Below are 12,442 nucleotides of genomic sequence, written 5' to 3'. Positions count from 1 at the left end.
GACCGACCCAACTGCAACAAAAAGCGTTAGATTTATTGGGAGTTTCCCTGATTTGTACCCAGTAACGGGGCGGCGTAAATTCTCTTAATCCCTTCTACAGCACAGCTTATGGCTTTTTGTCAACGGGGAAGTCCAGTTATACTAAATCTGGTTATTAAAAACTGATTATTTATTCCCTTTTGCATGAGTGCCTTTTGCCTATCCTCCTAAGTAGCCTATACTCAACGGATTTGCTATTATTACTTGTCTTAAATGTCTGTATAATTCGCTACATTTTTAGATGCGCTTACCCTAGGGTTTATTGATGGCCGTTTGCAGATTTTAACTGGCTAAATTGTCTGGGGGTTGATGCCTAATTCTCGTAATTTTGCCGCTAATCTTTCCTTGGCTTGTCGTTCTTGTTCTTTTTCTAAAAGAGCCTGTTCTTTTGCCTGTCGTTCCTGTTCCTTTTCTAAAAGAATCTGTTCCTTTTCTAAAAGAATCTGTTCCTTTGCTTGTCTTTGCTGTAATTCAGCTTCTTGGGGAGTGGGAACCAATTGACCATCGGCGGTAAAATAACGCAGTTTACGGTCAAATATGCCTAAATATAATCCTAACTGTTCACTCCATAGATAACCCTGCTCATTGGCAGAAATAGCTTGATATTGTCCTTCAATTAGTCTAAATCCTTGCAATTCTAACGTATTGGGATCGAACCAAAAATAATTAGGAGTGCGAAAAGTATTTTGGTAGAGAATTTTCTTTTTAGTGCGGTCAATATTGGCCGTAGAATCGGAAAGAATCTCGACGATTACATTGGGATATTTACCCTGTTCTCCCCAAACCACCCAACTTTTGCGGGGACGTTTTTCTGTATCTAAAACCACAAAAAAATCAGGACCGCAGAAATCGCGCTTTTTCAGTTGTTCTTCGTTATAGTAGATAGTCAGATTACCAGAAGCGTAGTAATCGTTTTTCTCTTGCCATAATAATTCTAGACAATTGAGGAGAATTATGATCTGTTGCAGGTGTAAATCACTTTCCAAGGGTGGTTCATCACTCCATAAATCGGTGGGGGGACAGGTAACTTCTGGTAAAATGTCGAGAGTTGTCATAGTTTTTCCCCTGGCTGGAACATTTATTTAATTAGGGTTTACTGAATAAATGTGAAATATAGACTAGATAAGAGTTTTAGGATATTTTTTTGCAAAACAGGTGCAAGGTTTTGAGAGTCCTGTAGGGGCGAAGCATTCGGGCAATAACCTATCGCTGAAACCGTAGATTTCCTATCCGAATGCTTCGCACGTACCCCAAATTTTTCTCTAGCAACGCACCAAATAAATTAATGATAGGTGTGGTGCGTTACGACGGATTGTTAGATTCAAGTTTAAGCAGAGATTGTCGCCGTCTAACGCACCCTACATTTTACTACATTTTACTTGCAACAAGGAAATAATTCATAATTTTAAGGAAGTCCCAGACAATAAAACGCCCCCCAGTAACGATAATCCTGAAAAGGCACTGCGTCGGGAGCAAATTCGTCAAGCCACTTGATCAATTCGCCGATTTTCTGATAATTGGCTTGAGCAGCATTGACGTTGGGATCCTTAGTTTGGCGCATTTGTTGCCAAATCTGGAAAGCCTGCTGATAATCGGCTGTCAAACGGTCCCGCCAGTCTTTTTGGCAAGTCTCCCGCAACGCTTGACGAGCCTGATGTAGAGCCGTTAAACGTTCCTCTCCGGCCCGCCGGGCGCGGTGGTACTCCCGGGAAAACAGCGCCGTCGCTAGATCAGTCACCGCCCAATGACTACTAATCACAGCACGAGCGCCCCCCAGCAGAAAGCCTGTACCTAAGCTGAGGGGTTCGTCCAGTAATTCCCGTCGCAGGTTTCCCTCTTCATCTCGGGAAGTGGCAAAACTGAGACCGGTTTCACAACAGGAGAGAAACACTTCCAACAATTCGGGGAAACGCCACAGGGGACTAAGTAAATCCCGGAGGGTGACTTTTTGCTCCCCGTCTAGGACGAGGTGGGAGTTGAGGGGATCATCGGGGCGGCTGGTGGCGTGGTGGCTGGAGAGCAAAGCCTGCACTTGTTTCAGCAATTGCAGATAAGAGTCGGGGGTGACTGTGCGCCCCTGTAGCCGCCGTTGGCGAGGCACATTCCAGGTTTGGGCGACCCACTCACACTCTAGGGGAGTATAGGGCAAATCCTCTGTGGTGTTTTCCACAATCCCCAGGGTGTCGGGAGTCGGTTGCGATCGCTCTTGGCACAGTCCGAGAATTTTCGTACTGGGGACAAACTGAAGGCGAAAGCGATCGCCCAGTAGTTGGCCTTGGGCGGTGGGTAGAAGGTCGAAGGGAATTTGGTGCAGGAACAGGTGGGGAATCAGGATTAACTCAGTGATGCCCTGGAGGTGCTGTTGGATGAGGGTGTCGAATTGCAGGCGGGTTGCCAGTTCTTGCAGACGAGTGGCCATAGCTTGGTGCCACTCATCCCGACGCTGCTGGCGGGATTGGGGGGTCTCTGCTTGATTAATCGCAATGTAGGGGTTAACCCAGTTGTCGATCAGCCAGTTTTGCAAGTCGTTGGCGGACTCCGGGGGATTGGGAATAGTGTGGCAGTTGACCCCTTCCCCGCCATCCCGGGAGGGGCGACGCAGGACAAAGATGTGGGTATGGCTGGCGGTGGTGTAGAAGCTGAGGAGGGCAGTCTGGGGGGATGGAAGCAGCGCCGTTAGTTCATCGAGTCGGGGTTGGGGTTGGGGTTGCTGAAGTTGGGCGGTGATGGCATCAAAGCGGTAGAGAGCTTCCCAGGCTTGACGTTCGGCGGCTTCGGCGGCCTGGAGTTGTTCCGTGGCAAAGCTGGCGCGGGTGTTACTGATGGGGGCGGGTTGGGGTTTCTGGGTGAATCCGGGCTGGTCGAGGGGGTTTTGACGGAGTTGGGATTGGATCTGACGGCTATCCTTAACCTGCTGGTACCAGGCTTGGATCTCTGGGGGAACGCGCCCATCGGCGTAGAGGTCGCCCACAGCGATCAGGTCGGCGAGGCGTTTGGAGCGGGAACGTTCGACGGTTCGCAGCGCCAGGGAGAGATCGCCTTGGTTAACGGCGGCTTGGATTAGGTTTTCATAAACACCGATAGACTTGCGGACAATCTCTTGGCGAAGGGCTTCACTGGTTGCCCAGGCGCGGCTTTGTTCAACGGCTTCCACGGCGACGGTGTAGCCTTCGATGGCAATATTCCACCAACCCTGCTGGAAACCGATATCGCCTAAGTTGCGCCCAGTTCTCAGGGTGTCAGCAGGTAAGAGAGCGGGGTTGAGAAAGGAAAGTGCTTCTCGATAATTGGCGATCGCCCGTTCTAGGTTGGCTACCGGCTCTTTCCCTAGTTGGGCTTGGGTGCGGTAGGCATTGCCCAGATTATTGAGGGTTTGGGCTAAATCCCTTTCTAATCCGGGTTGGCGGCGGATGGTGGTGGCTTCGGTATAGGCGGCGATCGCCCGTTCTAGGTTGGCTACCGGCTCTTGACCCAGTTCGGCTTGGGTGCGGTAGGCATTGCCCAGATTAGTTAGGGTTCGGGCTAACTCCCTTTCTAATCCGGGTTGGCGGCGGATGGTGGTGGCTTCGGTGAAGGCGGCGATCGCCCGTTCTAGGTTGGCTACCGGCTCTTGCCCTAGTTCGGCTTGGGTCCAGTAGGCTATGCCCAGATTAGTTAGGGTAACGGCTAAATCCCTTTCTAATCCGGGTTGGCGGCAGATGGTGGTGGCTTCGGTATAGGCGGCGATTGCCCGTTCTAGGTTGGCTACCGGCTCTTTCCCTAGTTCGGCTTGGGTGTCGTAGGCTATGCCCAGATTATTGAGGGTTCCGGCTAAATCCCTTTCTAATCCGGGTTGGCGGCGGATGGTGGTGGCTTCGGTATAGGCGGCGATTGCCCGTTCTAGGTTGGCTACCGGCTCTTGACCCAGTTGGGCTTGGGTGCGGTAGGCTACGCCCAGATTATTGAGGGTTGCGGCTAAATCCCTTTCTAATCCGGGTTGGCGGCGGATGGTGGTGGCTTCGGTGAAGGCGGCGATCGCCCGTTCTAGGTTGACCACTGGCTCTTTCCCCAGTTCGGCTTGGGTGACGTAGGCATTGCCCAGATTATTGAGGGTTGTGGCTAACTCCCTTTCTAATCCTGGTTGGCGGAAGATGTTGGCCGCGCAAAATTCGTATCCATAGACGGCAATGGCTAGGTTAATGAGTGGATTACCTTTAGGAAATTCATGAAAAGCATAAGCAAGATCATAGAGGAGTGCCGCTAGTCCGTAAGTTTCCTCTGGACTGGCTTGTTCCTTGGTATGATTTCCCCAAGCACGGAGGAGGTTAACTAAGTTTTCATCTAAGAGATGGAGGTTATTGTCGAGCAGGGGATAAATTGCTTGGGGGTTTCCGCGACTTTCCTCGACAGTTTGCAGTAGGGTTTGTAAAAAACTGATGTAGAGGTTTTGGTTATCTCTTGGCGGGTCTAAAATTTGCTCTAACTGTTGCGCCATATTCAGCAACCATCTCCCGTTATTGCTGTCTCCTTGCTGTTCTAAGAAGTCTGCATACTGCTTCATCACAGCGACTAAGCCTGCATCAAGTAATTCCGCGTTAGCTTGTAATAGCGCTGGTTCCTGACCATTTTCGCACTGGAGGAGCGCTTGGATTAGGGTTAAGTAAGCTTCTATTCTTGCTTCGTTCATGATTGGTTTTAGTTTTTAGTAGGGTGCGTTAGCGATAGCGTAACGCACCAAATAAATTAATGATAGATGTGGTGCGTTACGACGGATTGTTAGATTTAAGTTTAAGCAGAAATTGTCGCCGTCTAACGCACCCTACATTTTACCATTTGGGGATGGGGAGTGAGTGCGATTATCTGTAGTGCGATCATGGATTTTAAGCTATAATCAAAGATGTTGATTTATCCCATGAAGTAACAATGTTATCGATTAATCTAGATCGAGAAACCGAGAACTATCTAGCAGACATCATTTCCGAAGAGAATATTAGCTCAGAAGAACTTCTGAAAAAACTCATTTACGAACATTGGCAAAGCTTAAAACCGCGTAAAACTTTATTACAACGCCGGGGAGGTCATCCTCAGCATCTTTTAGAAAATGCTCCACCTGATTTATCATTGCGAGAAAACCGCAAAAAAGTAGTGGCAGAATATATACAAAACCATCATCAGCAAGATCATTTATGACAAATTATCCCCCCAAAATTATTACAGAATCAATCAACCAATTCTCTAACTTCAAAGCAGGCACACGCTCAAATTCACGAGTATTTGCGGTAACAAGAGTCAGATCAAGCGCTAGAGAATAAGCAGCAATCAGTAAATCATTTGGACCGATTGGGGTTCCTGCTTGCTCCAAATGTTTACGAATTAGGGCATAGTGCTTATCTACAGTTGATTCTAATGGCAAAACTGTCAAGAACTCCAGGATGCGTTCTAGTTGCTGCACCAGACGGGAGGAACCACTTTTAACCACTCCAAATCTTAATTCACACGCCACAATGATGCTCGTACAAACGCTTTCTTCGCCGACATCCACAATATGCTGGAAAACCTGACCTTGGGGATACCTGATCAAATGTGATAGGATGTTAGTATCAAGCAGATATTGATAGGTCATTGGGTGGTACTAAAATGTAATGTCATCAAGGGGAAGCAACCCTTCATCTATATCAGGAAAATTGTCTGTAATGTCTGGCAAAGTAGTCAGCAAAGAAAGTAGAGAACCAGAAGAAATCGGCTCAATGATTAAGCGATGACCTTCTTTGCGTAACAAAACCTCTGTGCTTGATAAGGCAAGTTCAGGAGGAATATTTAAGACTTGCTCTTGTCCACTTGTTAGTAAAGAAACCTGACGTAAGTTTTGCATCTGTTGACCTCTTTGTTAATGATCACCTTACTATTTTATAACAGGGAACAGGGAACAGTATTAGTAGGGTGCGCTCTTCGATAGCGTAACGCACCAAGTAGTAGTTAAATTAATGATAGATGTGGTGCGTTACGACGGATTGTTAGATGATTGAGTAGGGGCGAAGCATTCGGACAATAACCTATTGCTGAAACCCTAGATTTCCTATCCGAATGCTTCGCCCGTACCCCCAACGCACCCTACATTCTGATATTATTATTTTTAAATAAATTTTCCCAATTCATCAAGCAAATCCATCGCCACCGTTAGCCAGTCCACCGCACCCTCTGAAGACGGCTCAGGCGTTGCTTCCCTTACCCCTTCCGGACGCGAGACTAAGGGTTTAAAATTCTCATTATTCTCGCTGGCCTTCTCTGCTAAAAAGTCCCCTAATAGCGTCGGACGCTCATAGTCCTGCCGATAGTCCCAGACCCAGTTTAACACTGTGATTACCTCCGATCGCTGTTCCGCCGACCAGCCTTGTTTATCGATATACTGCCCCATGATTTGCTGACAGTTTTCCCACCGACGGTAAGCCTCCCACAGCGCCGATATAGGTTTCCTCATCGCCAAGGACACCGCGCCGCCTTCTGGGAAATCCTGGCGCAGGTCGGAACTCAACAGAACCCCAGTTAACCAAGCTCCCCCTTCCCCTAACTCGACTAAAATATAGGCTAGAGTTGCCGGATTCAGGTCAATTTCGACCCTAATTTGGCTTAAATCTAACATTTCTTCACCAGAGTCTTGAGGAATCAATACAGCTTCCAGTTTACCTAGCTTGGGTAGTACCACATCTGCTGTTGGATTGAGTAGTTGTAGCACCGCTTGAGCGTGGTCAGCCGCCGCCGCATCTACCTCTATCCCATGCCCTTCTAAATAATATGTCAGCACCGCCGCCGCTAAGGTGTTCTGACGAATCAGTTCCCCAAACCTGGGATTAGGGTGAGCCAGGGCCAGTTTATTGGCTTGCTGTTGAGCCGCTGCGTCCCAGGGAACCCAAACAGAAGAGGATGCTTGTCCGGTGCTGTCCTCCTCCTCCGTTGTGTCTGCGATCGCTAACCACGCCTGAAACTCAGGATCGTTTTCCAGTTCGTCATCGTCAATCCAGTCCTCTAGGGGGTTGAGAGGCTCATTGACATCTGAGGTTGAGGTAGAGATAGACATAATTTTCTAGGAGGGAACGGGGGACATTAGAAAAGGGGTTTATTCGAGAAACTCCTTTTCTGGGTTAACTTCAGTCTTCCGAGAGAAGATCTTCTGCGGAAAAATGTTTTTGGAGCCAAGGACAACACTTGTCATTATAGAACCGGCGAATTGTGGTGTCGTCGCACCCCCACTGTTGTGCCATTTCCTCCCAAGGGACGGATTCTGGGGGTAAGAGATTTAAGATCACCAGTTGGGCGTTAATGTGCCTTAATGCTTTGCTTCGGGGCTGAATCTGTTGGAGTTCTCTAGCACAAGGACCCTCCACTGCTTCTCTGATCTGCTCCCACCACGCTTGAGACGGCTTAGACTTAATGTTATCTAAAGGATCATTCGCCCTCAAGCGTTGCTCTTGGGCTTTTCTGATAGCTACTCCCTCCAGGGCGCGATAGATGCGTGTTCCTAGCCACCCTTTAACGGTACACTGTCCACTCTGTTGTCGGTAATGGGGATTAAAGACAGAATCCTTACCTCTGGGGGTTGGTTGGCCTTTGAAGCTCAGGCCAAGATCATCCCACACCTGGAATTGCGCTTGATTAATGTCCTCTTGCTCAAGTTCCTGTTTATGTTTGGCACTAATCTTCCCTTTAATCCAGGGAGCGGAGATCCAGTTTTTGATTTTAGGATCTAACTTCCTGCCAATGTCATCCTTAAGAGTATGCCAGAGGCGATCGAGTTGCTGCCAAGTTGGGTTATCCTTTGCCCGATAGTAAGGAGATTCAGGTATGACGCACTCATTGCCACTGGGGTGACGGTTATCGAGGACAATCCGCACAAGAGCGCATAAGGGGAGGAGAATCTCTAGCGGTAGGCTGGTTAGCGCCCTTGGGGAGTTGAGAAATTGAATAATGCTATCTATAGATTCATAAAAGCGCTTTTCCGCTTGCAACCACTGCTCACTCCCTGAGGGGAGAAAGTTAGAGTCATTTTCTTCAAGGGGTTGGTTGGTTTCCGGCACAACATTACGGAGTCGTAGCCGCCAGTAGGTTGCCACCTTGACTAGGGGAATAAGCTCGTCGTTCACGGCATTGTCTTTTCCTTAAAATTATTTTTCCCACAACTGCAAAAAAAAATCTCGTGGCTCCCATGAGTAAGTGAGCGGACGAAAAGCCGCAATAACTTAATTTAGCAAACGGAGTTATGACTCATGGCAGCAACTACAGCAATTTTAGCACCCTCGAAGCCGGATTTTTCCTCGATCGGAACTGAGCAAAAATCATTATTCGATTGGGTTATCAATCCCCAAGCCCTGTATAATCGTTTCGGATCTTCGTCTCAGGCATGGACAACCCAGAATGAATTCAGCACTTCTGGACGCGGCGAAGATTATCTGGAAAGTATTCGGCTGTTTCCAGATGTTCGCTCTGAAGGAACCCTTGATTTATTGAGGCTGGCTCACCCCCAGGGTTCCCTCGAATTTGACGGTGACTATATTATCGCTGATCTTCTCGCTGGCGATGGCTATATCGAAGAAACGTCGAAAAGGCATCTATCTTCCGCACCTTTGTTTGTCAATTCCGATAGCTCTCCTTTCATGGTGCAGCAGTGTCGTAAGAAGGAGATGTTCGCAGTTTGCGAATTCGCTCAGGATTTGTTTTGGTTAAAAGATGAGTCAGTCGATGCCGTGATCTTTGCATACGGGACTCACCACATTGATCGGGTCTTTCGGAGTCAAGCTGCGAAAGAAGGAGCGCGGATTTTAAAATCTGGTGGACGTTGGGTCCTCCATGATTTTGAGGAAGATGGCCCGATGGCTCGATTTTTTGGCGAGGTAGTCAATGAATACGGCAAGACGCGCCACGATTATCCGCATTTTACCCGTCAGGAGATGCTTAATCTTGCTCAAGATGCAGGGCTTTCTGATATTGCGATCGAATATATTGCCGATCCTTTTGTGGTCCAGGCCCCCTCGAAACTTGCCGCGAAGCGTTTGCTTTGCAACTACGTTATCAAGATGTATGGACTGAGCGGTTTAGAGAATGAACTTGATTTCACTTTTCACCTGCTCGAACAGTATTTTAGCGTGAATTTAACTGAAAATCTCTCTGGCTATGAAGCTCGACTGATCCGCAATGCTTTAGTCTGCCACGGGACCAAATAGTTGATTCGCCCCCTGACTTCTCCAGGGGGCTTCCTCACCCCCTGACCCCAGAAATATTTATGACTGACAATCTGACTTTTAATCAAGCGCCAACTGTGCGCGATTCTTTGCCTTCGCCGAATCGGTCGGGAGTAAGGAAAGAAATGGAGGCTTTACCCAAAGTTCTTCAGCCATTTTTAACCTGGGTTGTCGGTGTCCCCGCTACCGATGAGACTCTACCTCAACCCAGACCGCGCCGCTATTTAGCCAAGGTTTGCGGTTTACTGTTGCTGGGGATTTCCCTCAGTTGTTGGGCTTTAGCCCTTCAAGGGTGGGGTTATCTATGGTTGATTGTCGGTTGGAGTCTCACTGTTTCCGCCTCTCGACAACTGCAAGTGGTCATCGTTCACCATTGCGCCCACTCTAATTTCACAGGCGATCGATTATTCGATCAATACCTTGGACGGTGGATTTCCGCCTTAATGTTGATTCTCAGCTTCGATCAATATCGAATCCGCCATCGTAAACATCATCAAGATCCCTTGCTTGATGATGATGAGACAGTGGAAGCGCTTCGTCTTCGGGCGGGAATCCATCCTGGTTTGAGTCGAGAAGCCCTATGGCGACGGATGATCATTGGTTTGTTTTCCCCTCTCTTTCATGGCCGTTTCTGGATTGATCGAGTACGCTCAAGCCTATTTTCGAGCGATCGCGCCCATCAACTACGCAGTGGGTTAGTGGTCTTGGCCCAGTTAGGTTTGGTCGGGTTCGGTCAATGGTGGCTCGCCTACGGGGTGGCTTGGCTGTTCCCTGTGATCCTGTTGCATCAGATGAGTACCTTAATCCGCCAATGTTCAGAACACCTTCACCCCGCGCCCGAAGCAGATTTGAAAAAGGGCAAGCGTTATTATGCCCGGGCAACGGTGGGGATATTTTTGGGAGATCCTCTACCCAGGGCGGATCAACCCTTTGGCTCTAAATTCTGGCAATGGTGCGTTTGGTGGTTGAGGTTAGGGATGATCTATGTTCCGATTCGCTTGCTGATTCTAGTGGGGGATACCAGTTGCCACGATTATCATCACCGTCACCCCGGTGTCGATCAGTGGCTCAATGCGGCGATCGCCCGACAACGGGATGTGGACGCGCATCATCCGGGCTGGCCAGTACCCTATCAAGAAGTATATGGGCTATGGCGGGCGATCGATCTGTCGTTTACAAGTTTGAGCCTAATACCAGTGCAAGAGTAAATTATAGAACATTTGTATTGGCAGTTGAGGCAAGGAAACGGGCAACAGGCAACAGGCAAGAGTAAGGGTTTTCGCTTGTTTTTCCAATTTTGACAATATCAATATGGAGTTTAAATCCACAACAGCTTACTTGTTATTTACTTTTGTCCGTTGCCTATCCCCAATTCCCAATTCATCATTCCCAATTCATAATTCATCATTCATAATTCATAATTCCCAATTCATAATTTATCATTCATAATTCCCAATTCATAATTCATCATTCATAATTCATCATTCATAATTCATAATTCCCCAAGGAGTTGACATCATGTTGTGTATAGTAGTTGAAAAATACGGACCCCCCGACCAGCTTCAATTGCAAATCCTGCCAACGCCGACGGTAGCGCCTGATCAAGTCTTGGTCAAGGTGAAGTATGCTGGAGTTAATTTTGTCGATATCTATGAACGCTCTGGGGTCTATTCTACGCCTCTGCCTTTGATTCCGGGAAAGGAGGGAGTTGGCGAGATTGTGGCCATGGGATCTGGGGTCAAAGCCTTCCATATCGGGCAACGGGTAGGATTTCCATATATGGAACAGGGAGCTTATGGGGAATATATCGCCCTATGCGCCGATGGGTTAGTGTCGTTACCAGAGTCTATCTCCGATGAAGTAGCGGCATCGGTTTTGTTGCAGGGACTGACTGCGTTGTTTCTCTCCCATGAGACTTTCCCTCTCAATCAACAACATACGGTGCTGATTCATGCCGCCGCTGGTGGAGTGGGTTTTCTGCTGGTTCAAATGGCAAAGTTGCGGGGAGCGAGGGTGATTGGTACTGTTTCTTCGGCAGCCAAGGCTCTGCTGGCGTTTCAGGCTGGTGCTGACAAGGTGATTCGATACGACCGCGAGAGTTTTGTCGATGGGGTGATGGATTTCACGGCGGGTCAAGGGGTTGACGTGGTCTATGATTCGGTGGGTCTGAGAACCTTTGAAGATAGCTTAAAAGCCTTAAAAAATCGCGGTTTGCTGGTTGCTTGTGGGCAAGCGAGTGGAGAAGTGCCGCCGGTAGCCTTGAATCGTCTGCTAGGGTGTCGCACTTCTGAGCGAGGCTCTTTTTATTTGACTCGCCCGGTCATTCGCCATTATATTTCGGATCCCATGGCTTTGAACCAACAGGCATCTTTATTTTTTGACTATTTAAGCTTAGGAAAGATTCAGCCTCCCTGTTATCAAATCTATTCTTTAGAGCAAGCAAAAGAAGCCCATTACGCCTTGGAAAGTCGGCAGGTTACGGGGAAGTTACTACTGAAGAGTTAAGCAATTGATACTAAATCTAGTTGTGATCCCCCACTTTTGTGTATATTGTTGACATTTGAGTTGTGGACAGTTGAAAGCACAATGGGTAATATAGCAGTTATCTTAATGGTGAGGTACGAAGTCTCTGGTTTTAGGGAACAGGCAACACTGTTATATTATAGAAAAATATTTCTGAGATTTTTCCTATGCCTCTAATTAAAATTCAAACTTCTGTCACCTCCCTCGATGATGAGACGATTAATCAACTTTTGCAGAGTCTTTCGGCTAAATTAGCTAAACATCTGGGAAAACCCGAATCCTATGTGATGACAGCTTTAGAATCGGGGATAAAAATGACTTTTGCTGGCACTTTTGAGCCAGTGTGTTATGTGGAGATTAAAAGTGTTGGTTCTATTTCCGCCGCTCAAACTAAAAGCATGAGTAGTGATTTTTGTCAAGAAATTGAGGCTTATTTAGGAATACCGAAAAATCGCATTTATCTAGAATTTGCCGAGGCGAAAGGTGATCTTTGGGGATGGAATGGCACTACTTTTGGTTAATTTATGCCAAAATTATCGGAGATAGGGCTTATTTTAACTCTCTGGTTAAGATTTTCGCCTGTTCAATCCAAGCTAACATCACCGCAATATCGGGACATAAATCGCGTCTTTGCAGATTAGCCACCTGAAAATTGATGTTTGTGCCAA

11 protein-coding genes are annotated in these 12,442 nt (G+C 47.6%); 5 read left to right on the top strand and 6 right to left on the bottom strand.

The features are described 5' to 3' along the window. Positions 1-329: 329 nt before the first annotated feature. Together ACE1AQ_RS18135 and ACE1AQ_RS18130 are read right to left on the bottom strand one after the other, a co-directional pair. Entirely contained in the window at positions 330-1,094 is a 765-nt protein-coding gene (locus tag ACE1AQ_RS18135; protein ID WP_374808951.1) for a Uma2 family endonuclease, read from the bottom strand. A 350-nt stretch (positions 1,095-1,444) separates the two neighbouring features. Continuing rightward, positions 1,445-4,705, bottom strand: coding sequence for a CHAT domain-containing protein (locus tag ACE1AQ_RS18130; RefSeq protein ID WP_374808949.1), 3,261 nt, complete (start codon positions 4,703-4,705; stop codon positions 1,445-1,447). A 236-nt stretch (positions 4,706-4,941) separates the two neighbouring features. On the opposite strand from ACE1AQ_RS18130, the gene ACE1AQ_RS18125 reads away from it, so the two are divergent. After that, the gene (locus ACE1AQ_RS18125) at positions 4,942-5,208 is read left to right on the top strand and encodes a hypothetical protein (RefSeq protein ID WP_103111475.1); all 267 of its coding nucleotides are present in this window, start codon (positions 4,942-4,944) and stop codon (positions 5,206-5,208) included. 4 nt (positions 5,209-5,212) lie between these two features. Here ACE1AQ_RS18125 and ACE1AQ_RS18120 read toward each other — a convergent pair whose 3' ends face one another. From ACE1AQ_RS18120 to ACE1AQ_RS18105, 4 genes are all read right to left on the bottom strand, one after another. Continuing rightward, on the bottom strand, positions 5,213-5,641 hold the full coding sequence (locus tag ACE1AQ_RS18120; protein WP_110545621.1) for a type II toxin-antitoxin system VapC family toxin: 429 nt from the start codon (positions 5,639-5,641) through the stop codon (positions 5,213-5,215). Between the two features lie 9 nt (positions 5,642-5,650). After that, on the bottom strand, positions 5,651-5,890 hold the full coding sequence (locus tag ACE1AQ_RS18115) for an antitoxin (protein ID WP_110545618.1): 240 nt from the start codon (positions 5,888-5,890) through the stop codon (positions 5,651-5,653). 261 nt (positions 5,891-6,151) lie between these two features. After that, entirely contained in the window at positions 6,152-7,093 is a 942-nt protein-coding gene (locus tag ACE1AQ_RS18110; RefSeq protein WP_110545616.1) for a DUF1822 family protein, read from the bottom strand. Between the two features lie 70 nt (positions 7,094-7,163). After that, positions 7,164-8,156 (bottom strand): hypothetical protein, encoded by a 993-nt coding sequence (locus ACE1AQ_RS18105; RefSeq protein WP_110545613.1) that lies wholly within the window; start codon positions 8,154-8,156, stop codon positions 7,164-7,166. 123 nt (positions 8,157-8,279) lie between these two features. On the opposite strand from ACE1AQ_RS18105, the gene ACE1AQ_RS18100 reads away from it, so the two are divergent. The 4 genes from ACE1AQ_RS18100 to ACE1AQ_RS18085 all read left to right on the top strand — a co-directional run bounded on the left by ACE1AQ_RS18100 (position 8,280) and on the right by ACE1AQ_RS18085 (position 12,295). After that, positions 8,280-9,233, top strand: coding sequence for a class I SAM-dependent methyltransferase (locus ACE1AQ_RS18100; RefSeq protein WP_110545611.1), 954 nt, complete (start codon positions 8,280-8,282; stop codon positions 9,231-9,233). A gap of 59 nt (positions 9,234-9,292) precedes the next feature. Then, positions 9,293-10,459, top strand: coding sequence for a fatty acid desaturase (locus tag ACE1AQ_RS18095; RefSeq protein WP_110545609.1), 1,167 nt, complete (start codon positions 9,293-9,295; stop codon positions 10,457-10,459). A gap of 310 nt (positions 10,460-10,769) precedes the next feature. Then, the gene (locus ACE1AQ_RS18090) at positions 10,770-11,756 is read left to right on the top strand and encodes a quinone oxidoreductase (protein ID WP_106909615.1); all 987 of its coding nucleotides are present in this window, start codon (positions 10,770-10,772) and stop codon (positions 11,754-11,756) included. Positions 11,757-11,941: 185 nt separating this feature from the next. After that, positions 11,942-12,295 (top strand): phenylpyruvate tautomerase MIF-related protein, encoded by a 354-nt coding sequence (locus ACE1AQ_RS18085; protein WP_110545606.1) that lies wholly within the window; start codon positions 11,942-11,944, stop codon positions 12,293-12,295. Positions 12,296-12,442: the final 147 nt, after the last annotated feature.

Origin of the sequence: Microcystis sp. BLCC-F209 (assembly GCF_041928595.1) — a bacterium.
Classification (GTDB): domain Bacteria; phylum Cyanobacteriota; class Cyanobacteriia; order Cyanobacteriales; family Microcystaceae; genus Microcystis.
Note: the sequence above shows the minus strand (reverse complement) of the source record. Positions and strands in the feature narration are given on the sequence as shown.